The following is a 20,583-nucleotide window of genomic DNA, read 5'->3' as shown; positions in this document are numbered from 1 at the left end:
GCGCTCCATCCGGCAGAGGCTCGGCCTTGACCGTTCCGTCTCCGAGCGCTTCGATCCACTGTCCGTCGGCCGTTTTCGCACCGAACGCGCGGCCCCGCTGGTTTCGTTCCTCTCGCGCCATAGCCCCCGCCGCGCAGATATCGCATCCAGCGAGCAGATAACGAATCCTCAACTATGGCGCGTCAATCAGAAAAACACCCGTTTTGGCTAAATCGTTGAGAGTTGCGACGTTTGGGTGATTCCCGTTTAGTGTCGGGTTCGGGGACTAGGTAGGGGAACGCCATATCGTGACGGTCGCGTTGAAGAAGCCGCACAAGTCGGCGCGTAAGCCCAAAGGGGACGGGCATCTGCGTCGCGGAGAAATCCTGGCGGCCGCCGAGAAGATCTTCATCGCCGAGGGCTACGCCGGGGCGACGATCCGCAAGATCGCCGACGCCGTGGGCGTGTCGTCGACGGCGCTGTACATGCACTTCCGCGACAAGGACCAGATCCTGCTGGAGATCAGCGACGACGCGATCGGCCAGCTGCTGGCGGTCAATGTCGACATCGCCCACCGGCCGATCGGCGCGGTGGCGCGGGTCAAGTTGATGCTCGAGGCGTACATGCGCTTCGCCTTCGACAATCCCAACACCTACCAGCTGGTGTTCTGCGGATCGCGCGACGTGATCTCCAAGGAAAAGCAGGCCGCCACGGCCGAGCTGGGCGATCGCTGCTTCGCCGAGTTCAGCGGGCCGATCCACGAGATCGCCGCCGCCGGCCGCCTGCGCACCGGCTCGGGCGAAAGCGCCGCTCAGGTGCTGTGGGCCGCCTGCCACGGACTGGTGGCCCTGCTGATCACCATGCCCGACCGCAACTGGGCGCCGCGCGAGGAACTGATGAAGGTCACCCTCGAAGGGCTGCTGCACGGCCTGGTCACGGACTGACCTCCATGCGCGCCGCCTTGCTCGCCGGCCTCGTCGTCGGCTTGGCGGTCGTCGCGGGCCCCGCCGCCGCACAGACCACAAGGCGGGTGATGTCGCTGGACTCCTGCGCCGACCAGTACGTGCTGGCCCTGGCGCCGCGCGAGGCGATCGTCGGCCTCTCGCCGCGCGCCGACGCGCCGGATTCCTTTCTCCGCGCCAGGGCGATCGGCCTGCCGCAACGCCGGACGACGATCGAGGCCGTGCTGGGCGCGGGTCCTGACGTGGTGGTGCGCCAGTGGGGCGGCGACGCCCGGCTGACGGCGGCCGTCGCCCGTCGGGGCGTGCGGACGGTCAGCTTGGGCGACGCCACCGACTTCGACGGCGTGCGGGCCAATGTCCGGCAGGTCGCCCGGGCCCTGGACCGCCAGGCCGAGGGCGAGGCGCTGCTGGCGCGGATGGACGCCGACCTGGCGCGGGCCAAGGGGGCGGGCAGGGGGCGCGCCGCCTTCTACCTGACCCCAGGCGGCTACACGGCGGGCCCCAGCACCATGATCGACGCCATGCTGCGGGCGGCGGGCTTCACCAACGCTTCGACCCAGCCCTATTTCTCGCCCGCGCCGCTCGAGAGGCTGGTGCTGAACCCGCCCAAGGCGGTGGTGCTGGGCTTCTTCGACCTGACCCGGGCCGGCGCCGACCGCTGGGGACCGGGGCGTCACGCGGCCCTTCGCCAGGCCACGCGGGGACGGGTGGTCGCCTCGCTGCCCGGCGCCATGCTGGGCTGCTCGGCCTGGTTCGCCGCCGACGGGGCGCGGGTGTTGGCGGAGGCGACGCGATGAGCCAGCGCCGTTTGGAGCTGATCCTTCTGCTGGTCCTGGTMGTCGCGGCGGCGATCGCCGTCAGCCTCGGCGAGAGCCCGCTGAGCGCTGCGCAATATCACCAGGCGCTGGTCGACCTGGCTTCGGCGCCGGGCGAGGTGCTGTGGACCATCCGCCTGCCGCGCGTGCTGATGGCCGCCCTGGTTGGGGCCGGCCTGGGCCTGGCGGGAGCGACCATGCAGGGGCTGTTGCGCAATCCTCTGGCCGAGCCCGGTGTGCTGGGCGTGTCGGCCTCGGCGGGACTGGGCGCGTCCCTGGCCATCGCCGGCGGGCTGGCGGCCTTGCCGGGCGCGATCGAGCTGGCCGCCCTGGTCGGGGCGCTGCTGGCCGGGGCGGCGGTGGTCGGCCTGGCGGCGCGGTTCCGCGAGCCCGAGGTGCTGATCCTGTTCGGCGTGGCCTTGTCGGCCTTCGCCGGCGCCCTGACGGCCCTGGTCTTCAACCTGTCGCCGTCGCCGGTGGCCGTCGCCGAGGTCCTGGCCTGGCTGATGGGGTCGGTCGAGAACCGTGACTTCACCGACATCCTGCGCGCCCTGCCGCCGATGGCGATCGGCGCGGGGCTCTGCCTCTACGCGGCGCGGGGCCTGCGGATGCTGACCCTGGGCGAGGAGGCGGCCCAGATGTCGGGCCTGCCGATGGCGCGGCTGCGGGTGGCGGCGGTGGCGGGCTCGGCCTTGCTGGCCGGGGCCTCGGTCGCCGCGGCGGGGGTGATCGGCTTCGTCGGCCTGGCCGCGCCGCATCTGGTGCGCGCCGCCGTCCGGGACGATCCGGGCCGGTTGCTGCGTCCCTCGGCCTTGGCCGGAGCCGTGCTGCTGGTCGCCGCCGACCTGGCCGCCCGCGTGATCCCGACGGAGCAGGAACTGAAGCTGGGCGTGGTCACCGCCCTGTTCGGCGCGCCCGTCTTCGCTCTGCTGGCCTGGCGGGCGGCGCGGAGCTGGCGGTCATGACGGCGGCCTGGACGATCGCGGGCGCGAAGGCCCGACGCGGCAAGGCCCTGGTGCTGGACGGCGCGTCCCTGGACGTCGCGGCCGGCGAGGTGCTGGGCGTGGTCGGCCCCAACGGCGCGGGCAAGACCAGCCTGCTGCGGGCGGGACTGGGCCTGATGCCGCTGGAGGCCGGTTCGGCCTTGCTGGCCGGACGTCCGGTCGGCGACCTGAACCCCGTCGAGCGCGCCCGTCTGGTCGGCTACCTGCCGCAGGAGCGCCGGCTGGCCTGGAACCTGCCCGCCCGGGACGTCGCCGCCCTGGGCGCGCCCGACCTGCCGCCGGATCAGGCGCTGGCCGTCGCCCGCGAGCGGTTGGAACGGGTGGGCGTCGAGACCCTGGCCGATCGTGGCGTGCTGGACATGTCGGGCGGCGAACGGGCCAGGGTGCTGCTGGCGAGGCTGCTGGCGACGCGCGCCCCGCTGCTGGTCGCCGACGAACCGGTGGCCGGGCTGGACCCCGACGCCCAACTCCTGACCCTGGACCTGCTGCGCGGCGAGGCGGCGGCCGGGGCGGCGGTGGTCGTCACGCTCCACGACCTGGGCCTGGCGGCGCGCCTGTGCGATCGGGTCCTGGTGTTGGACCGCGGCCGCGTGGCGTCGCAGGGGGCGCCGGTCGAGGCCCTGTCGTCCGACGTGTTGGCGTCGGTGTTCCGGCTGGACGGCTCGCTGATCGACACGCCCGCCGGACTGGTCGTCGCGGCTAGGCGCCGCTAGCCCGTCAGCGGGTGCCCGGCACGTAGCCGCCTTGCGGGATCGCCGTTGTCGAGGCCGGCGTCGCCCCGCCGATCGGCGGCAAGCCGCTGGCTGTCGTTCCCGCCGGGCCTGCATAGCTGTAGCCGCCGCGTTTCAGGTCGCTCGACAGGGTCAGCGGGGTGACGCCGCCGTTCAGGCGGGCGCGATAGACCATGGTCGTCTCGATGGTCCGCATGACGTAGTTGCGGGTCTCGGAGAACGGGATGCACTCGATGAAGTCGAGCGGATCGGTGGTCGCGCCGCGCGGGTCGCCGCACAGGGTCACCCACTGGGCGGGCCGTCCGGGGCCGGCGTTGTAGGCCGCGGCGGCCATGATGTAAGAGCCGCTGAAGTTGCTGACCATGCTGCCCAGATAGGTCGAGCCCAGGCGCATGTTGTAGAACGGGTCCGACAGCCGGTCGGCGCTGTAGCTCTCGCCCATCTGGCGCGCGACGATGGCGGCCGTCGACGGCATCAGCTGCATCATGCCGCGCGCCCCGACGCCCGAGCGGGCGTTGGGGTCGAAATTGCTTTCCTGGCGCGAGATCGAATAGACGAACGCCGTCTCGGCCGCGCCCGGTCCGGGCGTGAACAGGTGGTCCAGCAGCGGATAGCCGCGCTCCGGCAGGGTGAAGCCGCGCTGGGCGGCGGTGCGCACCGCGCGCATGGCCAGGTCGGGATCACCGTAGCTCCTGGCCAGGTCGACCAGCAGGGCCTCTTCCTCGGCGGTGGGCAGCTGGTCGTCGATGTAGAGGACGAAGACCCGGACCTGGTCGCGGGCTCCGGCCGCCATCAGGGTGCGGACGGCCCGCACCAGTTCGCGACCCTCGAAGCGGGCGCGGTCGGCCTGGGTGATCGTCGGATCCTTATCGAGGCGGATCTCCTTGATCCCGGCCTTCTCGGCGGCCAGCTGGCCGTAGAAGGTGGTGATGTAGCGCGCGCCCTCGGCGTAGAAGGCCTGGGCCGCGATGCGGTCGCCCTGGGCCTCGGCGGCCCGGCCCTGCCAGTAGAGGGCCCGGCCGCGGGTGATCGGCGAGGCGCCGATCTCGGCGATGCGGGCGAAGTGGTCGGCGGCGCGATCGGCGTCCTTCAGGCGGGCGAGGGCGATCCAGCCCGCGAAGAACTCGCTCTCGGCGGCGTCGGATCCGCTCTTCAGGCGGGCGTTGGCGGCGGCGTAGGCGCCGGCGTTGTCGCCGTTCTTCAGGGCGGACATCACCAGCTGCTTGCGCTCGCGCCAGATGGCGGAGGCGGCATCCTCGCTGGGCGGCGGGGCGGGGAACTGGCCGACCAGGGGCAGGGCCAGGGTGTCCAGGCCCTTGCGGCGCAGATAGGACGCGCGCTCGAAGGCCACGCCCGGTTGGGCCTGCTGGGCGGGCGAAAGCGCCGCATAGAGGTCGTTGGCGTTGCTGGCGTTCGAACGCAGGGCGATGCGGGCCTGGGCCGGCGCCTGCTGGTCGTAGGGCAGCAGGGCGACCATGTCGCGGGCGGCGGGCCCCTGGGGACCGTACAGCAGGATGTCGGCGCGGCGGACGTGGTCGTCGGCGGTCAGCAGCGTGCCGAACCGGGCCAGCATGCCGCGCTGGGCGTCGAGCTCGAACACCTGGTCCCGCCACCAGCGGCGAATCAGGTTGCTGGCGTCGGCGGTGCGGCCGGCGGCCTGATAGGCGGCGGCCAGGGACATGGCGCCCTCGGCGGTCTGCGGATCACGGCCGCCGAACCAGGCGATCATGCGCTGGGCGTCCAGGCCGGAGGTGACCAGGGCCTTTTCGGCGGCGTTTTCGCGGCGTTGGGCGCGGGGCCAGCCGGCGAGGTCGCGGCGGGCCTGGTCCAGCTCGAAGAAGCCCATGCTCTCGGCCCCGGCGTCGACCAGGGCCCACAGGGCGATTTTGCGCGACAGCGGGTCCTGGATGCTGGACATGGCCATGCGGATCGTGGCCGGGTCGCGGCTGGTCACCGCGGTGCGMAGGTTGGCCGCGTCGGCCTCGGCCGGCGTGGCGTAGGTGGCGGTCGGCGGCGTGGTGATCAGGCCCGACGGCGTGTAGGGCTGGGGGCCGCGGGGCAGGTCGACGTCGTCCTGGGCCAGCGCCACTCCAAACAGCGCGACAACCGCGGTTCCGCCCAGCAACACCTTACCCAGCCCTGACGCCAAAACGCGGTCTCCTTCGATTCTCTGGCCCTCGCGGGCTGCGTTCTCGCCGTTTTCGGATGATCGAGGGGCCGATTTGCGGCGTACGTGACCCTGTTTGGCGCTTATAGACCGCTTCGCGGCGGATTGACCTATGCAGAAACATCCCCAAATCGGTGCAGAGCGGCACGGACCGGTTGCGGGACAGGGGGAGCGGGACATATTGTCCGCCCCCATCCTCAAGCCGCAACCGTCGCGGCGCGTTTCTCACGGCAAATTGCAAGTCATGGCTCATTCTCCGTTCAAGGGCGTCATTCCGGCGCTGGTCACGCCTTTCCGCGACGGCGCGGTGGACGAGAAAGCCTTCGTGGCCCTTGTCGAGCGCCAGATCGCGGGCGGCGTGCACGGCCTGGTGCCGGTCGGCACCACCGGCGAGACCGCGACCCTGAGCCATGAAGAGCACAAGCGCGTCGTCGAACTGTGCGTGCAGACCGCCCGCGGCCGTGTGCCGGTGATCGCCGGCGCGGGATCGAACTCGACCGCCGAGGCGATCGAGTTGGTCGCCCACGCCAAGGCCGTCGGCGCCGACGCCGCCCTGGTGGTCTCGCCCTACTATGTGCGTCCCAGCCAGGAAGGCGTCTATCAGCACTACAAGGCCATCAACGACGCCGTGCAGCTGCCGGTGCTGGTCTACAACGTGCCCGGCCGCACCGGTTCGGACATCGCCAACGAGACGCTGGAGCGCCTGTCCAAGCTGCCCAACATCGTGGGTATCAAGGACGCCACCGGCGACCTGACCCGCGCCAGCTTCCAGCGGATCATGTGCGGTCCCGACTGGGTGATGCTGTCGGGCGACGACCCCACGGCCCTGGGCTACGTGGCCCACGGCGGCCACGGCGTCATCTCGGTCACCTCGAACGTCGCGCCGGACGCCTGCGCCACCTTCATCAACGCGTGCCTGAACGGCGAGTGGGAGACCGCGCTGTACTGGCAGGATCGCCTGGTGAAGCTGCACAAGGCGCTGTTCCTGGACGCCTCGCCGTCGCCGACCAAGTTCGCCATGGCGCACCTGGGCCTGTGCGAGGCCGACACCCGTCTGCCGATCTCGCCCTGCAGCGAGGCGGTCAAGCCGGCGATCCTCGAGGCCATGCGCGAGGCGGGTCTGGTCTGATGACCAAGCCGATCGCCGAGAACCGCCGCGCGCGGTACGACTACTTCATCGAAGAGACCGTCGAGGCCGGGCTGATGCTGACCGGCACCGAGGTGAAGTCGTTGCGCGTGGGGCGGGCGAACATCGCCGAGTCCTACGCCTCGGTGGAAGGGCGTGAGATCAAGCTGATCAACGCCGACATCCCGCCCTACGGCCACGCCAACCGCTTCAACCACGAGCCGCGCCGGCACCGGAAGCTGCTTCTGCACCGCAAGCAGATCGACAAGCTGATCGGCGCGGTCCAGCGCGACGGCCGGACGCTGATCCCGCTCAAGCTCTATTGGAACGAGAAGGGCCTGGCCAAGCTGGAGATCGGCCTGGCCAAGGGCAAGAAGAACCACGACAAGCGCGAGACCGAGGCCGCCCGCGACTGGCAGCGCGACAAGGCGCGCCTGATGAAGGGCGACCGAGGGGACTGACCGCCCGCTACTTCGTCTTGGTCGGCCGGGCCGCGACCAGCTCCACCTCCAGCAGCAGGTCCGGACGGACCAGACCCGCGACGCCGACCACGGTGCTGGCCGKCGGCGGTGTCGCGCCGAAGAAGTCTCCGGCCGCCTGACGATAGGCGGGCAGGGTGGTCTGGATGTCGACCAGGAAGCTGCGGACCTGGATCACGTCGGCGGGCGTTAGGCCGCGCGCGGCCAGGGCGGTACGAAGGTTGCGGAACACGGCCTGGGCCTGACCCTGGGCGTCCTTGGGCGCGACGCCGTCGGGGCCCTGGGCGGTCAAACCGGAGACGAAGACCAAGTTGGTCCCGGCGGGAACCTCGACCACGTTGGTGAAGCGGGGGCTGGTGAACAGTCCCGGCGGGTTGTCGCGGACGACGGCGTCCTGGGCCGTCGCCGGAGAGGTCCAAAGCGCCAGGGCGGCCGCCAGGGTCAGCAAGGTCTTCATCGTGGTCCGCTCCGCGTTCAGGGCCGGGTCGCCATCCAGATCACATGCCGCGCGCCGCGTCCCTTGTGGGCGCGGACGCCGATCTCCTCGACGGCGTAGCCCGCCCGCTTCAGGCGGGTCGTGAAGCCGTTGTCGCGGGTCGACGACCAGACCTCCAGCACGCCGCCGGGGCGCAGCGCGCGCTTGGCCGCGGCCAGGCCGGCGGGGCCGTAGAGGCTGTCGTTCTCCTTGCGCGACAGGCCGCCGGGTCCGTTGTCGACGTCCAGCAGGATGGCGTCGTAGCCGGCCGCCTCGGCGCCGATCGCCTCGCCGACATCGCCCAGGTGCAAGCTCACGCGCCGGTCGTCGAGCCCGCCGCCGTGGAGTTGGCTGAGCGGCCCCCGCGCCCATTCGACGACGGCCGGGACCAGTTCCGCGACCACGATCTTGGCGTCCGGCCCGAAGGCGGCGAGGGCGGCGCGCAGGGTGAAGCCCATGCCCAGGCCGCCGATCAGCACCCGCGCCTTGGGGCGCTGGCCGATCCGTTCGAAGGCCAGGGTGGCCATGGCCTCTTCCGAACCGCTGAGGCGGCTGTTCATCAGCTCGATCGGTCCGGCCATGATCGAATATTCGGTCCCACGCCGCATGAGCTTCAGCTCGCCGCCGTCGCCGGGGACCTTGGCGGTGTCCAGATGCTGCCAGGGGATCATGGGAAGTCTCGAACGCGACGAAGGCGCACGGGCTAACACAGGGCGGCGGATCGAGCCATCACCGCTTGACGCAGCGGGCGCGCGGCGCGACCCTTAAGCTAACAATGATAACCTACGGAGGATCCGCTCATGGCCGACGGTGCATCGCCCATCGCCACGTCGCTCAAGGACAAGGTCAGCGAGGCCGAATGGAAGGCCCGCGTCGATCTGGCGGCGCTCTATCGCCTGGTCGCCGTCCACGGTTGGGACGACATGATCTTCACCCACATCTCGGCCCGCATCCCGGGGCCCGAGCACCACTTCCTGATCAACCCCTACGGCATGTTCTTCGGCGAGATGACCGCCTCGTGCCTGGTGAAGGTGGATCTGGACGGCAACGTCATCGACAAGACCCCGTACTTCATCAATCCGGCGGGTTTCACGATCCATTCGGCCATCCACGCCGCGCGCGAGGACGCCCAGTTCGTCATGCACCTGCACACCGATCAGGGCGTGGCGGTGTCGGCGAACAAGGAAGGCCTGCTGCCGCTGTCGCAGCACGCGTTAATTGTCTTGCCTCAGCTATCGTATCACGATTATGAAGGCATTGCGCTCAACCTTGACGAACGGGAACGGCTGGTGGCTGACCTCGGCGAGAAGAAGCTGATGATGCTGCGCAACCACGGGACCTTGTCCACGGGGATGACGGCCGCCGAATGCTGGCTGGGCATGTTCTATCTCGAGCGCGCCTGCGCCCAGCAGGTGATGGCGCTCAGCGGCGGTCGCGGGAACGTGCTGGAGGCGCCGGAAGGCGCCCAGGCCGAGGTCCGCAGCCAGACGGGCATGGGTCTCGGCATGATCGCCGGCCTGGCCTGGCCGGGCTGCCTGCGCAAACTCGACCGGGAGTCCCCCGGCTACGCGGATTGACGCCCAAGCGACGAAAACGAAACGCCGCCGCGATCCTCGGGGTCGCGGCGGCTTTCTTTTGCGCGGTGCTTGGCCCGCTGGACGCGGCCTGGGCCGGCGCCTGGCCGATGAAGGACGGCGAGGGCCTGGCCATCCTCAAGTACGAGGACCAGAAGGCCGACAGGGGCTATGATCCCGAAGGCGCGGAGAGGTCGATCAGTCCCCGGCGCGACCAGACGCTCTCGCTCTACGGCGAATACGGACTGACCGACCGGCTGACCCTGCAGACCAAGGCGGCGCTGACCCGTGGCCATGACAACTTCGTCGACTATGACGGGCTGGGTCCCCTCGAACTGGGCCTGCGTTATGCGCTGCTGCATACGGATCGATCAGCGATCAGCCTTTATCTGGGCGCCACCAAGGACGGCGTGGGGCGCAATGCGGGCTATGCGGCGCCGGGGCAGGGCGACATGGACCTGGAGGCGCGTCTCCTGGCGGGGACGTCCCGGCAGTGGCGCAAGGCGCAGGGCTTCGCCGAACTGCAGGTCGCCCGCCTCAAGCGTAGCGGCCTGGCGGACGAAACCCGCATCGACGCCACTCTGGGCCTGAGGCCCACGCCCCGCTGGCTTCTGATGGCCCAGGCCTACACGGGCAAGGCCGAATCCGAGCCCGTGGCGTCGCGCTGGCGCAAGCGCGAGGTGTCGGTCACGCGCGACCTGGGCGTGTGGAGCCTGCAGGCGGGATGGCGACAGACCTTGTCCGGACGAGAGACCCCGATCGACCATGGTCCTGTCGTGGCCGTGTGGCGGCGCTTCTGATATTTCAACGATGTAATATTCGGTCATCCGTGTGTCACTGGACGCAGGCTAGGGCTGGCGGTTATTGAGCCGCTTTCGTGCTAGCTGAGCCGGTCCCACCCGGCGCCCGGAGCTTTTCGTGATCCGCAGACACTTCTTCCTCGCCGGGGCCGTCGTMGCCGTCCTGCTGATGCTGCTGGTCGGCGGATTGAAACTGGCCTTCGGCGGCAAGACGCCGGGGCAGGGCGGACCGGGCGGCGGCGGACGCGCGACGCCGGTGTCGCTGGTCGTCGCCCAGCCCCGCGGCTTCACCGACCGGGTCGAGGTGCTGGGCGTGGCCAAGGGCCGCCAGTCGGTCACCATCACCTCCAACACCGCCGAACTGATCACCGCCGTCCACTTCAGCGACGGCCAGGCCGTCTCCAAGGGGCAGGTCCTGGTCGAGCTGAAGGGCGATCAGGAGGACGCGGGCATCGCCCAGGCCCAGGCCCAACTGGCCCAGGCCGATCGTGAATACACGCGGTGGAAGACCCTGGCTGAAAAGGGCATCGCGCCCCGCGCCTCGKCCGACCAGTACCTGGCCGCCCGCGACACCGCCCGCGCCGCCCTGGCCGCCGCCAGCGCCCAGAAGTTGGACAAAGTGATCCGCGCCCCGTTCTCGGGCCGGGTCGGCATTTCCGATATCGCGCCGGGCGCCCTGATCAGCCCCGGAACCCCGATCGTCACCCTGGACGACGTCTCGCTGATCCGCGTCGACTTCTCGGTGCCCGACCGCTACCTGCCGATCCTGCGCGAAGGCCTGGCCATCACCGCCAAGCCGGACGCCTTGCCGGGCGAGATGTTCACGGGCCGCATCGCCCAGATCGACACCCGCATCGATCCGGCCACCCACGCCCTGAAGGCGCGCGCCGAGTTCCCCAACAGCGACGGCCGTCTCAAGCCGGGCATGCTGATCAAGGTCGGTATCGACCAGGGCCAGCATCAGAACGTCGCCGTTCCCGAGGCGGCCGTGCAGTTCGAGGGCAACCAGGCCTCGGTGTTCCTGATCGCCAAGGGGCCGAAGGGGCAGGTCGCCCGTCGCACCGCCGTGCAGACCGGCGTCACCGCCGACGGCTTCATCGAGATCACCTCCGGCCTGAAGCCKGGCGACAAGATCGTCGGCGACGGCCTCAACCGCGTACAGGACGGCGCGCCGGTCAGCACGGGCGGCGGCAAGGGCGACAAGGCCCAGGGCGGCGACAAGGCCGGCGGCGGCCACAAGCAGAAGGCCGGCTGATGCTTTCCGACCTTTCCGTCCGCCGCCCGGTCTTCGCCGCGGTCGCCGCGATCATTCTCTGCGTCGTCGGCCTGGCCGCGTTCAAGAGCCTGCCGATCCGCGAACTGCCCAGCGTCGATCCGCCCGTCGTGTCGATCTCGACCAGCTATCGCGGGGCCTCGGCCGAGGTCATCGAGGAGCGGATCACCCAGATCATCGAGCGCCAGGTCGCCGGCATCCAGGGCATCGACCGCGTCAACAGCTCGTCGCGCGACGGCCGCTCGCAGATCACCATCACCTTCACGCTGGACCGCGACCTCGACGCGGCCGCCAACGACGTGCGCGACGCGGTCAGCCGGGTGGCGGCGAACCTGCCGGACCAGGCCGATCCGCCGCAGATCGCCAAGGCCAACGCCGACGCTTCGCCGATCATCGTCCTGAACCTGACATCCGACACGCTCAGCACGCTGGAGCTGGCCGACTACGCCGACCGCTACTTGGTCGAGCGCATGTCGACGATCCCCGGCGTGGCCCAGGCCAACCTCTACGGCGCGCCGCTCTACGCCATGCGCATCTGGCTGGACGCCGACGCCATGGCCGCGCGCGGCGTCACGGTCGACGACGTCGAGAACGCGCTCAACGCCCAGAACGTGGAACTGCCCGCGGGTTCGCTGGAGGGCGCCTCCAAGGACTTCACGATCCGGGTCAGCCGGGCCTATTCCAAGCCCGAGGACTTCCTGAAGCTGCCTCTGCGCGGGGGCGACGCCGACGGATTCGTGGTCCGCCTAGGCGACGTGGCGCGGGTCGAGGAAGGCGCGGACGAGCGCCGCAAGCTGTTCCGCGGCAACGGCGTGAACCAGGTCGGCATTGCCCTGACACGCCAGTCGCAGGCCAACGACGTGGCCATCTCCGAAGCCGTGCGCAAGGAAGTCGCGACGATCAACCAGACGCTGCCGGCCGGCGCCAAGATGATCGTGGCGATCGACAACTCGGTGTTCACCGCCGAGGCGATCCACGAGGTGTGGATCACCATGGGGATCTCGATCGCCCTGGTGGCCCTGGTCAACCTGCTGTTCCTGGGTAGTTGGCGGTCGGCCCTGATCCCGTCGATCGTCGCGCCCATCTGCATCCTGTCGACCTTCATCGTCCTGGCGCCGCTGGGCTTCTCGCTGAACCTGCTGACCCTGTTGGCCCTGGTGCTGGCCGTCGGCCTGGTGGTCGACGACGCCATCGTGGTGGTCGAGAACATCCAGCGCCGCGTGGACGAGGGTGAACCGGCGAACGTGGCGGCCCTTCGCGGCACCCGCCAGGTGTTCTTCGCCGTCGTCGCCACCACGATCGTGCTGATCTCGGTGTTCGCGCCGCTCATGTTCCTGCCCGGCTATATCGGCCGGCTGTTCGTCGAGCTGGCCGTGGCCATCGCCGCCGCCGTGGGCTTCTCGGCCCTGCTGGCGCTGAGCCTGTCGCCGATGATGGCGTCCAAGCTGCTCAGGCCGGCCAGCTCGAACTGGCTGTCCAGCCGCGTGGACAAGGCCATGGACGCGCTCAAGGACAGCTACCGCCACTCGCTGGAAGGTCTGTTGGGCAAAGGCTCCGCCACCCTGGTGACCGGCCTGTCGGTGCTGGTCCTGGCGGTGTGCGCCGGCGGCCTGTTCGCCTTGCTGCCCCAGGAACTGGTGCCGGCGGAGGACCGCGGTCGCGTCGACGTATCGATCAACGGTCCCGAAGGCAGCGGCTTCGACGCCACGGTCAAGGTCGCCGACCGGATCGAGACGATTATCGACAAGTACCGCCACGATGGCGTCGCCGAGCGGACGATCATCACCGTGCCGCGCTTTGGCCAGACCCAGTTCAACACCGGCAACGCCGTCATCGCGCTCAAGCCCTGGGGCGAGCGGGACAAGTCGGCCGACCAGGTCGCCGCCGAGCTCAACAAGAGCCTCTCGAAGATCACCAGCGTTCGCGCCGTGGCTTCGGTGCGCGGCGCCTTCCAGCGTGGCGGCGGCGGGGGGGGCGGAGGCGGCACCAACGTCGACCTGATCGCCGTCGGTAACGACTATGTCCAACTGGCGGCCTGGATGAAGCCGATCCTTGACGCGGCCCAGGACAATCCCGGCCTGTCGCGGCCGCGCCTCGACTACGAGCCGACCTCGCCGCGACTGTCGGTGCAGATCGACCGCGACAAGGCCGCGACCCTGGGCATTTCCGCCCAATCGATCGGTCGATCGCTGGAGACGATGTTCGGTTCGCGCAAAGCCACCACCTACATCAAGACCGGTCAGGAATACGACGTCATCCTGCAGACGGCGCTGGACCAGCGTCGCGGCATCGAGGACCTCAACCGCCTCCAGGTGCGGACCGCCTCGGGGGCCCTGGTGCCGCTGTCGACGGTGGTGACCACCGAACTGCGCGGCGACATTCCCGACCGTCCGCGCGTCGATCGCTTGCGCGCGGTCACCCTGACCACCCAGCTGAATCCCGGCTACACCGTGGCCGACGCCGTGAAGTTCTTCCAGGACCAGGCGGCGGCCCATCCCACCCCCGGCGTCAGCGTCAAGTGGGGCGGCCAGGCCAAGGACTATCTTGAAGCCTCCGGCGCCGTGGGCCTGGCCTTCGGCCTGGCGCTGCTGCTGGTGTTCCTGGTGCTGGCGGCGCAGTTCGAAAGCTGGATCCATCCGGCCGTGATCATGCTGACCGTGCCGCTGGCGGCGCTGGGCGGCCTGTTCGGCCTACTGATCACCGGCTCGACCATCAACACCTACAGCCAGATCGGCCTGATCATTCTGGTCGGCATCGCCGCCAAGAACGGCATCCTGATTGTCGAGTTCGCCAACCAGCTGCGCGACGAGGGGCTGAAGGTCCGCGAGGCGGTGATCGAGGCGGCAGCCCTGCGTCTGCGCCCGATCATCATGACCTCGATCTCGGCCGCCATGGGCGCGCTGCCGCTAATGCTGTGGGCGGGCGCCGGTGCGGGCAGCCGCAAGACGATCGGGGCGGTGATCTTCACCGGCGCGATCTTCGCCACCCTGCTGACGCTGTTCGTGGTGCCGGTGTTCTACAATCTGCTGGCGCGCTTCACGAAGTCGCCGGAGTGGACGGCGCGGCAGATCGAAGAGTATGAAGCCCGCGAGAAGAGTGGTGAGGGGCAAGCCTCACCCGTCTGAACCGGGTGAGGAAGCATGGCTGAAGCCATTCTGGCGGCGAAGCGGCAGGAGCTTGCGCTCCTACGGCGCATCGAGGAACGCATTCTCTGGTTGGCTTCGTGGACGATCCACAACGCCAACCACCTGCGTGAAAGCCGCGACGGGCTGAAGGTCGGCGGTCACCAGGCGTCCTGCGCCTCGATGACCACCCTGATGACCGCGCTCTACATGAAGGCGCTGCGGCCGCAGGACCGCGTGGCGGTCAAACCGCACGCCAGCCCGGTGTTCCACGCCATCCAGCACCTGTTCGGCCGCCAGAGCCTGGAGAAGTTGAAGGCCTTCCGGGCCCTGGGCGGGGCCCAGTCCTATCCGTCGCGGACCAAGGACACCGACGACGTCGACTTCTCGACCGGCTCGGTCGGTCTCGGCGTGGCCATGACCGCCTTCGCCTCGCTGAGCCAGGACTATCTGGCGGCGCGGGGCGCGGTGAAGCCAGAGCGGATMGGGCGGATGATCTCGCTGCTGGGCGACGCCGAGCTGGACGAGGGCAACATCTACGAAGCCCTGATCGAGGCCTGCAAGCACGACATCCGCAACACCTGGTGGATCGTCGACTACAATCGCCAGAGCCTGGACGCGACCACCAAGGATCGGATGTTCACCCGCTATGGCGAGATCTTCGAGGCCGCGGGCTGGACCGTCGAGACGCTGAAATGGTCCAAGCGCCAGCGCGAGGCCTTCGCCAAGCCCGGCGGGGCGGCGCTGCAGCAATGGATCGAGACCGCCCCCAACGACCTCTACGCGGCCCTCAGCTACCAGGGCGGCGCGGCCTGGCGCGAGCGGCTGAACACGGACCTGGCCGGCGACGCCGACGCCTTGAAGCTGATCGCGGCCTACAAGGACGTTGATCTCGGCGAGCTGATGACCGAGCTGGGCGGCCACTGCATGGAGACCATCCTGGAGGCCTTCGAGCGGGCCGGCCAGGACGACGCGCCGCGCTTCTTCATCGCCTACACCGTCAAGGGCCTGCGCCTGCCGTTCCAGGGGCACAAGGACAACCACGCTGGCCTGATGACCGAGACCCAGATCGCCGAGCTGCGCGCCCGGCTCGGCGTGGTCGAGGGCGAGGAGTGGGACGCGCTGTCGGGCCTGTCGTCCGCCGAGCATACGGCCCTCAAGGGCCTGGTCGCCCGCGCCCCGTTCGCCGCCCAGGTCGAGCGCGAGCACGTCGCGCCCCGGATCGCCATCCCGACGGCCGATGAACTGCTGGCCCCGGTGCTGGGGGGCGGCGAGCAGTCGACCCAGGCCGCCTTCGGCAAGGTGATGTTCGAGATCGCCCGCCGCGACGACGAGTTCGCCGGCCGGGTGGTGACCACCTCGCCGGACGTGACGGTCTCGACCAACCTGGGCGGGTTCGTGAACCGTCGGGGCGTGTTCCAGCGTCGGGCGCACGAGGATGTCTTCAAGCGCCGGCGCATCCCGTCGGCCCAGGTCTGGTCCAAGGCCGAGACCGGTCAGCACGTCGAGCTGGGCATAGCCGAGAACAACCTGTTCATCGCCCTGGCGGCCCTGGGCTTGACCGCGCCGCTGTTCGGCGAGCGGCTGTTCCCGGTCGGCACCTTGTACGATCCCTTCATCGCCCGCGGTCTCGATGCGCTGAACTACGCCTGTTACCAGGACGCCCGCTTCCTTCTGGTCGCCACGCCGTCAGGCCTGACCCTGGCCCCCGAGGGCGGCGCGCACCAGTCGATCGGCTCGCCGCTGATCGGCATGAGCCAGCCGGGCCTGGACAGCTACGAGCCGGCCTTCGCCGACGAGACGGCGGTGCTGATGGCCCACGCCTTCGGCCAGATCCAGGCCGAGCAGGGGGCTTCGACCTATCTGCGGCTGTCCACCCGCGTGATCGCCCAGCCCGACCGCACCGACGACGCCTGGCGCCAGGGCGTGGTCGACGGCGCCTACTGGTTGCGGCCGCCGGCGCCCGGCGCGCGCCTGGCCATCGTCTATGCCGGCGCCCTGGCGCCCGAGGCCCTGGCGGCCTTCGAGGCGGTGCTGGAGGATGAGCCGGGGGCGGGCCTGCTGGCCGTGACCTCGGCCGACGTCCTGCATCGCGACTGGACCGCCGCGGGCCGCGCACGCTGGACCGAAGGCGGACCGCGCGTCTCGACCATCGAGACCCTGCTGGCGCCGTTGGCGCGGGACGCGGGGTTGGTGACCGTCATCGATGGCGCGCCGTCGACCCTGTCGTGGCTGGGCTCGGTGCGGGGCATGCGCCTGCGGGCCCTGGGGCTGGAGACCTTCGGCCAGTCGGGCGATCTGCCGGACCTCTACGCCAAGTACCGCCTGGACGCCGACGCCGTCCTGGACGCCTGCGCCGACCTGCTGATCTGACGACCGCGAGGATGGTTCAGGACGTCGGGCCCAGCAGCTCGACGCCCTGGATCAGCCCATCCGCCAGCGTGTAGATCGCCGCCTGCCGAGTGTCCGACCACAGGTGGCCCGACGGCGAGTGGATCGAGGACTGGAACTCGGTCCGGACCCGCCCGTCCGGCAAGGTCTCGACCGTGATCAGGTTGAGGTCCGGCGCGAACTCGAACATGCGTCGGTAGAAGTCGCGGGCGGCGGCCAGGCCGTCAACTTCCCCGCCGTCGAGGAAATCCTCGAAGCGCACCTGGGCATGGGTCGTGGCCAGGACAGCTTCGAGGTCGCGTCGTTCGATCGCATCGTAGTAGCGGACGATCAGGTCGGTCGCCGCGCTCATGCTTCGCGTCCCTTGTCGAGGAATTCGATGTCCATCCGCGCGACCTTGCCGTCACGGAGCGTGAAGACCTGTCGCTGACAGCTGTCGGACCAGACCTGGCCCGCCAGGTTGCGGACGATCTGGTTGACGTCGACGGCGATCCGGCCGTCCGGCCGCGTCTCGAACGCGACGGGCGCGGCGTCGACGGTGATCATCTTGTCGTTCTCGGTCCAGTAGGTCGCCACCGCGTCGAGGCCGATCAGCCGTCCGCCCTGGATCTGGTCGGGCCAGTCGACGTCGTCCGCCAGCAAGACCGAGAACGCGGCCAGGTCGCGCCGGTTGTAGGCCTCGTAAAGCCGCGTGAGCAGCGCTTGGGCGTCGTCCATGCTCGGCCTCAGCCGTTCGGAGGTTTGTAGCCCGTCTCGACCTTTAGGTAGGCGATAAGATCGATGCGATCCTTGGGATCATGCAGGCCCGCGAAGGTCATCTTGGTGCCCGGCATGAAGCCGCGCGGATTGTCCAGCCACTTGTCCAGATGCTCGGCGTCCCAGTCGAAACCGGCGGCGGCGACGACGGGCGAATACTTGTAGCCCGGTTTGCTGCCCGCCTTGCGCCCGAAGACGCCGTAGAGGTTGGGGCCCGTCATGTCGGGGCCGCCCTCGGTGATGGTGTGGCAGGACCGGCAGAGCGCGAACTTGCTTTGGCCGTTCATCAAGTCGCCGGTGTTGTATGGGGCGGGCAGGGCGGCCAGCAGGGCCTGCTTCTCGGCGTCGGTCGGCGCCGGCGTCGACGCGGCAGGCGTCGAGCTGGCCGATCCGCCGTTCGAGGCTGATCCACCAGGCTTCGAGCAACCGGCCAGGATGAGGCTTACGACCGCTGCCGCGGCGAGGTGAAACTGACGCATTTACTAGTCCCCGACTGACATTATGCCGCAAGCTGTGCGGCGCGGCGCCGCATTCATTTCCTGGCCCAAATGTGGGTCTCGCATCCAATATATAACGTCRTTATCCGGTCAAGGTCTCGCCACMTTTCGGAGAGCGCCCTGCGACAACGCGCGTTATCCCACAGAATGTAAAAGCAAAATGACCGATTACAAACCGTGGGTATGCACATAAAAAATTGACCAGAATTAACCATAAACGTACCCAGAAAGTCGTCGGAGGGGCTGCTCCGGCGACCGGGTAGGAAAAAATCATGGACTGGAACGAAGAGCGCACCGCCACGCTTCGCAAGCTGTGGCTCGAGGGGATGAGCGCCAGTCAGGTGGCGCGGCAATTGGGCGGCGTCAGCCGCAGCGCGGTGATCGGCAAGGTGCACCGCCTGGGCATCACCGTCCGGGACATTCCCACCCGTCAGCGCACCGCGGTGCGCACCGCCGTCCGAGCCCAACCTCGCGCTCGGGTCGCCCGCGAAGCCGCTCCCGTCCGCTCCGCCGTCCGTGTGATCGAGATCGCCGAGATGGCGCCGACCTCGAACATCCTCGGCCTTGAGACCCACTCCTGCCGTTGGCCGATCGGCAATCCCGACTCCCACGACTTCGGCTTTTGCGGTCGTGAAAAGACCGCCCGCGCCTCGTACTGCGACGAGCACGCCCGGGGCGCCTTCCGCAAGCTGGCCTCGCCCTCCGAACTCAAGGCCTGGGCCCGCCAGCCGGTCGCCCAGATCGAACGCCACACCGCCTGATCACCTTCATCGCCTGAACCCAAGCTCCAGGACGACCCCCATGAACATGGTCTTGATCGAAAACACCGCCGGCAGCAGCCAGGTGATCACCATCATCGAAGAGTTCGCCGGGCACTCGGTGTCGCGCGACCTCAATCCCGGCGAGAACACCCGCATCCCGGTCGGTCAGTTCAAGTCGATCGTGGTGCGCGAGACCTATCCCGACGACTGGTTGACCCGGGCCCGCGCGCGCAACGCCACGGCCCCGGAAGCGGTCGCCAACCGCGCCGCCTGACCGGGCCTTACGCCCTCGATGAGCGAGAAATGCACGGCCCCCGCGAACTTGTTCGCGGGGGCCGTGTCGTCTGGAACTGTATGGTTAGCGGTGACGTTAGGGGCTCGATCGAACGGCGTTCGCTGCCGTTCACGCCAGGGGGAACGGCGCTGGGTTCCAACAGATGCAAATGCGCGCATTCGTGATCGCGCAAGCGGAGCCGTGATTGTGTGTGGCTTCCGCGTGTGAGATGAAGACGCGCCATTTGGCGTGGGGGGAACCATGTCAGAGCAGAAGCAAGGGGAGGGCCGCGGTTTGCCGTTGCCGACCTATGTCAGCTATCTGATGTACCAGACCGAACAGCATCGGCGCGCCTTGGCGGCCGACTGCATCGCGCAACACGGGTTGAGCTTCGCCAAGTGGGTGGCGCTGGCTTCCCTCGCGCGGTTCGGCGAATGCTCGATGACGCGTCTGGCGCGACTGTCGGCCGCAGACCGCACCACCCTGACCCGGTCGATCGACGGCCTGATCCGCGACGGCCTGGTCGAGCGGGGAACCCAGGCGTCGGATCGGCGCAAGGTGGTGGTTCGTCTGACCCCGGAAGGCCTGGAGATCCTGGGACGCATCCGCGAGGACATCCATCCGATCAACCAGGAAGTCTGCGCCGAACTGACCGTTGAGGAGCAGACCAACCTCGCGACCTATCTCCAGAAGATCCTCGGCGGACTGATCACCGAACCGGAGTGGAAGCACGAGGTGTTGTCCTATGGACCGGGTCCGGTCGTTCCGGCCTGGGAACGCGGCTAGGAATCCAGCTTCGCGGGCCGGCTGATCACCCATCGCGTGACCGGCTGGCGGAAGTTCAGCGGTCCGGGCACCGTGATGTGGGTCTTCAGATATCGGAAGCCGGCCGATCTCAGCGTGCGGTTCGGCGCGGCGTTGAACGCGTGGGGTTCGCAGAACAACCGCTTCAGCCTCAGTTGTTCGAAATAGAGCTCGACGCTGCGGCGCACGGCCTCGACCCCGAGACCGCGTCGACGCTCGTCGGGCGCGGTGACGTGCAGGTGCATGTGGGCGTGTCGGCCGAAGGCGATCTTGTCGGCGCTCGAAAAGCCGACGGGGCGTTCGTCGTCCAGCCAGGTCAGGAGCAGGGTTTCGCGGCGTTCCAGCGGCTGCTGGAAGACCACCTCGTAATAGGCTCGCCAGTCCTCGCGCTTGGGCAGGCGCTCCGGGTCCACCCCGATGAGCTCCAGATGCTCCGGAGGCGACGCATGGAAGTAGTCGATGATCAGATCGACCTCGGACTCCGCCATTTCTCGGACCACCAGGCTCATGGGCCGCCCCGCCGCCAGCGCTTGGCGGACAGTGATCAATATCCGTAAAAATTGTCCAGATATAATTACTTACGTAAAGGTTGA

General features: G+C 69.2%; 21 protein-coding genes. 14 read left to right on the top strand and 7 right to left on the bottom strand.

The genetic code is table 11. From position 1 onward, the window contains the following. The first annotated feature begins 287 nt into the window (after positions 1 to 287). From AC1U89_RS22935 to AC1U89_RS22920, 4 genes are read left to right on the top strand one after another with little or no spacing between them, the layout of a single operon-like run. Positions 288 to 923 (top strand): TetR/AcrR family transcriptional regulator, encoded by a 636-nt coding sequence (locus AC1U89_RS22935; RefSeq protein WP_479901937.1) that lies wholly within the window; start codon positions 288 to 290, stop codon positions 921 to 923. A 5-nt stretch (positions 924 to 928) separates the two neighbouring features. Continuing rightward, positions 929 to 1,738, top strand: coding sequence for an ABC transporter substrate-binding protein (locus AC1U89_RS22930; RefSeq protein WP_479901936.1), 810 nt, complete (start codon positions 929 to 931; stop codon positions 1,736 to 1,738). Next, on the top strand, positions 1,681 to 2,721 hold the full coding sequence (locus AC1U89_RS22925) for a FecCD family ABC transporter permease (RefSeq protein WP_479901946.1): 1,041 nt from the start codon (positions 1,681 to 1,683) through the stop codon (positions 2,719 to 2,721). The genes AC1U89_RS22930 and AC1U89_RS22925 overlap by 58 nt, the downstream gene beginning before the upstream one ends. Continuing rightward, positions 2,718 to 3,473, top strand: coding sequence for an ABC transporter ATP-binding protein (locus AC1U89_RS22920; protein WP_479901935.1), 756 nt, complete (start codon positions 2,718 to 2,720; stop codon positions 3,471 to 3,473). Before AC1U89_RS22925 ends, AC1U89_RS22920 begins: the two co-directional genes overlap by 4 nt. A gap of 4 nt (positions 3,474 to 3,477) precedes the next feature. On the opposite strand, the gene AC1U89_RS22915 is transcribed toward AC1U89_RS22920, so the two are convergent. Beyond that, entirely contained in the window at positions 3,478 to 5,640 is a 2,163-nt protein-coding gene (locus tag AC1U89_RS22915; RefSeq protein WP_479901934.1) for a transglycosylase SLT domain-containing protein, read from the bottom strand. Positions 5,641 to 5,902: 262 nt separating this feature from the next. On the opposite strand from AC1U89_RS22915, the gene dapA reads away from it, so the two are divergent. Both dapA and smpB read left to right on the top strand, forming a co-directional pair. After that, positions 5,903 to 6,787: a 4-hydroxy-tetrahydrodipicolinate synthase gene (dapA, locus tag AC1U89_RS22910; RefSeq protein WP_029916479.1), complete on the top strand. Its 885-nt coding sequence runs from the start codon at positions 5,903 to 5,905 to the stop codon at positions 6,785 to 6,787. Next, the gene (smpB, locus tag AC1U89_RS22905; protein ID WP_056759915.1) at positions 6,787 to 7,245 is read left to right on the top strand and encodes an SsrA-binding protein SmpB; all 459 of its coding nucleotides are present in this window, start codon (positions 6,787 to 6,789) and stop codon (positions 7,243 to 7,245) included. Before dapA ends, smpB begins: the two co-directional genes overlap by 1 nt. A 7-nt stretch (positions 7,246 to 7,252) precedes the next feature. Here the strand turns inward: smpB and AC1U89_RS22900 are convergent, their stop codons facing one another. Then, positions 7,253 to 7,720, bottom strand: coding sequence for a RidA family protein (locus AC1U89_RS22900; RefSeq protein WP_479901933.1), 468 nt, complete (start codon positions 7,718 to 7,720; stop codon positions 7,253 to 7,255). 17 nt (positions 7,721 to 7,737) lie between these two features. Then, positions 7,738 to 8,409, bottom strand: coding sequence for a spermidine synthase (locus tag AC1U89_RS22895; protein WP_479901932.1), 672 nt, complete (start codon positions 8,407 to 8,409; stop codon positions 7,738 to 7,740). A gap of 129 nt (positions 8,410 to 8,538) precedes the next feature. On the opposite strand from AC1U89_RS22895, the gene AC1U89_RS22890 reads away from it, so the two are divergent. The 5 genes from AC1U89_RS22890 to AC1U89_RS22870 all read left to right on the top strand — a co-directional run bounded on the left by AC1U89_RS22890 (position 8,539) and on the right by AC1U89_RS22870 (position 16,880). After that, positions 8,539 to 9,315 carry a class II aldolase/adducin family protein gene (locus AC1U89_RS22890; RefSeq protein WP_029916472.1) on the top strand — a complete coding sequence of 259 codons (777 nt, stop codon included), beginning with the start codon at positions 8,539 to 8,541 and terminating at the stop codon, positions 9,313 to 9,315. Positions 9,316 to 9,422: 107 nt separating this feature from the next. After that, positions 9,423 to 10,112 carry a hypothetical protein gene (locus tag AC1U89_RS22885; RefSeq protein WP_479901945.1) on the top strand — a complete coding sequence of 230 codons (690 nt, stop codon included), beginning with the start codon at positions 9,423 to 9,425 and terminating at the stop codon, positions 10,110 to 10,112. A 118-nt stretch (positions 10,113 to 10,230) separates the two neighbouring features. Continuing rightward, entirely contained in the window at positions 10,231 to 11,367 is a 1,137-nt protein-coding gene (locus tag AC1U89_RS22880) for an efflux RND transporter periplasmic adaptor subunit (protein WP_479901931.1), read from the top strand. After that, positions 11,367 to 14,510 carry an efflux RND transporter permease subunit gene (locus tag AC1U89_RS22875; RefSeq protein ID WP_479901930.1) on the top strand — a complete coding sequence of 1,048 codons (3,144 nt, stop codon included), beginning with the start codon at positions 11,367 to 11,369 and terminating at the stop codon, positions 14,508 to 14,510. Before AC1U89_RS22880 ends, AC1U89_RS22875 begins: the two co-directional genes overlap by 1 nt. Before the next feature lie 15 nt (positions 14,511 to 14,525). After that, on the top strand, positions 14,526 to 16,880 hold the full coding sequence (locus AC1U89_RS22870) for a transketolase (RefSeq protein WP_479901929.1): 2,355 nt from the start codon (positions 14,526 to 14,528) through the stop codon (positions 16,878 to 16,880). Positions 16,881 to 16,896: 16 nt separating this feature from the next. Here AC1U89_RS22870 and AC1U89_RS22865 read toward each other — a convergent pair whose 3' ends face one another. Genes AC1U89_RS22865 through AC1U89_RS22855 form a run of 3 tightly spaced genes read right to left on the bottom strand, consistent with a single transcriptional unit; the run spans position 16,897 to position 18,133 of the window. Next, positions 16,897 to 17,250: a nuclear transport factor 2 family protein gene (locus AC1U89_RS22865; protein WP_479901928.1), complete on the bottom strand. Its 354-nt coding sequence runs from the start codon at positions 17,248 to 17,250 to the stop codon at positions 16,897 to 16,899. Then, on the bottom strand, positions 17,247 to 17,615 hold the full coding sequence (locus AC1U89_RS22860) for a nuclear transport factor 2 family protein (protein WP_479901927.1): 369 nt from the start codon (positions 17,613 to 17,615) through the stop codon (positions 17,247 to 17,249). The genes AC1U89_RS22865 and AC1U89_RS22860 overlap by 4 nt, the downstream gene beginning before the upstream one ends. A gap of 8 nt (positions 17,616 to 17,623) precedes the next feature. After that, a complete protein-coding gene (locus AC1U89_RS22855; RefSeq protein ID WP_479901926.1) occupies positions 17,624 to 18,133 on the bottom strand; it encodes a c-type cytochrome in 510 nt (169 codons plus the stop codon). Between the two features lie 290 nt (positions 18,134 to 18,423). Between AC1U89_RS22855 and AC1U89_RS22850 the strand changes: the two genes are divergently transcribed. From AC1U89_RS22850 to AC1U89_RS22840, 3 genes are all read left to right on the top strand, one after another. Further along, positions 18,424 to 18,912 carry a GcrA family cell cycle regulator gene (locus AC1U89_RS22850; RefSeq protein WP_479901925.1) on the top strand — a complete coding sequence of 163 codons (489 nt, stop codon included), beginning with the start codon at positions 18,424 to 18,426 and terminating at the stop codon, positions 18,910 to 18,912. Between the two features lie 40 nt (positions 18,913 to 18,952). Further along, positions 18,953 to 19,186 (top strand): hypothetical protein, encoded by a 234-nt coding sequence (locus tag AC1U89_RS22845; RefSeq protein WP_479901924.1) that lies wholly within the window; start codon positions 18,953 to 18,955, stop codon positions 19,184 to 19,186. Positions 19,187 to 19,447: 261 nt separating this feature from the next. Next, on the top strand, positions 19,448 to 19,972 hold the full coding sequence (locus AC1U89_RS22840; protein ID WP_479901923.1) for a MarR family winged helix-turn-helix transcriptional regulator: 525 nt from the start codon (positions 19,448 to 19,450) through the stop codon (positions 19,970 to 19,972). On the opposite strand, the gene AC1U89_RS22835 is transcribed toward AC1U89_RS22840, so the two are convergent. Beyond that, positions 19,969 to 20,499 carry a GNAT family N-acetyltransferase gene (locus AC1U89_RS22835; RefSeq protein WP_479901922.1) on the bottom strand — a complete coding sequence of 177 codons (531 nt, stop codon included), beginning with the start codon at positions 20,497 to 20,499 and terminating at the stop codon, positions 19,969 to 19,971. The two genes, AC1U89_RS22840 and AC1U89_RS22835, sit on opposite strands and share 4 nt — an antisense overlap. Between the last annotated feature and the right edge of the window lie 84 nt (positions 20,500 to 20,583).

Source organism: Caulobacter sp. 05T431 (assembly GCF_056665975.1).
This window is presented reverse-complemented; position numbering and strand designations above follow the sequence as displayed.

What these genes read in the sequence shown, in the direction of transcription:
- AC1U89_RS22930 (WP_479901936.1), top strand. Translation starts at nt 929, where the DNA reads ATGCGCGCCGCCTTGCTCGCCGGCCTCGTCGTCGGCTTGGCGGTCGTC.
- AC1U89_RS22920 (WP_479901935.1), top strand. Translation starts at nt 2,718, where the DNA reads ATGACGGCGGCCTGGACGATCGCGGGCGCGAAGGCCCGACGCGGCAAG.
- dapA (WP_029916479.1), top strand. Translation starts at nt 5,903, where the DNA reads ATGGCTCATTCTCCGTTCAAGGGCGTCATTCCGGCGCTGGTCACGCCT.
- smpB (WP_056759915.1), top strand. Translation starts at nt 6,787, where the DNA reads ATGACCAAGCCGATCGCCGAGAACCGCCGCGCGCGGTACGACTACTTC.
- AC1U89_RS22895 (WP_479901932.1), bottom strand. Translation starts at nt 8,409, where the DNA reads ATGATCCCCTGGCAGCATCTGGACACCGCCAAGGTCCCCGGCGACGGC.
- AC1U89_RS22890 (WP_029916472.1), top strand. Translation starts at nt 8,539, where the DNA reads ATGGCCGACGGTGCATCGCCCATCGCCACGTCGCTCAAGGACAAGGTC.
- AC1U89_RS22885 (WP_479901945.1), top strand. Translation starts at nt 9,423, where the DNA reads ATGAAGGACGGCGAGGGCCTGGCCATCCTCAAGTACGAGGACCAGAAG.
- AC1U89_RS22875 (WP_479901930.1), top strand. Translation starts at nt 11,367, where the DNA reads ATGCTTTCCGACCTTTCCGTCCGCCGCCCGGTCTTCGCCGCGGTCGCC.
- AC1U89_RS22865 (WP_479901928.1), bottom strand. Translation starts at nt 17,250, where the DNA reads ATGAGCGCGGCGACCGACCTGATCGTCCGCTACTACGATGCGATCGAA.
- AC1U89_RS22860 (WP_479901927.1), bottom strand. Translation starts at nt 17,615, where the DNA reads ATGGACGACGCCCAAGCGCTGCTCACGCGGCTTTACGAGGCCTACAAC.
- AC1U89_RS22855 (WP_479901926.1), bottom strand. Translation starts at nt 18,133, where the DNA reads ATGCGTCAGTTTCACCTCGCCGCGGCAGCGGTCGTAAGCCTCATCCTG.
- AC1U89_RS22850 (WP_479901925.1), top strand. Translation starts at nt 18,424, where the DNA reads ATGGACTGGAACGAAGAGCGCACCGCCACGCTTCGCAAGCTGTGGCTC.
- AC1U89_RS22845 (WP_479901924.1), top strand. Translation starts at nt 18,953, where the DNA reads ATGAACATGGTCTTGATCGAAAACACCGCCGGCAGCAGCCAGGTGATC.
- AC1U89_RS22840 (WP_479901923.1), top strand. Translation starts at nt 19,448, where the DNA reads ATGTCAGAGCAGAAGCAAGGGGAGGGCCGCGGTTTGCCGTTGCCGACC.
- AC1U89_RS22835 (WP_479901922.1), bottom strand. Translation starts at nt 20,499, where the DNA reads ATGAGCCTGGTGGTCCGAGAAATGGCGGAGTCCGAGGTCGATCTGATC.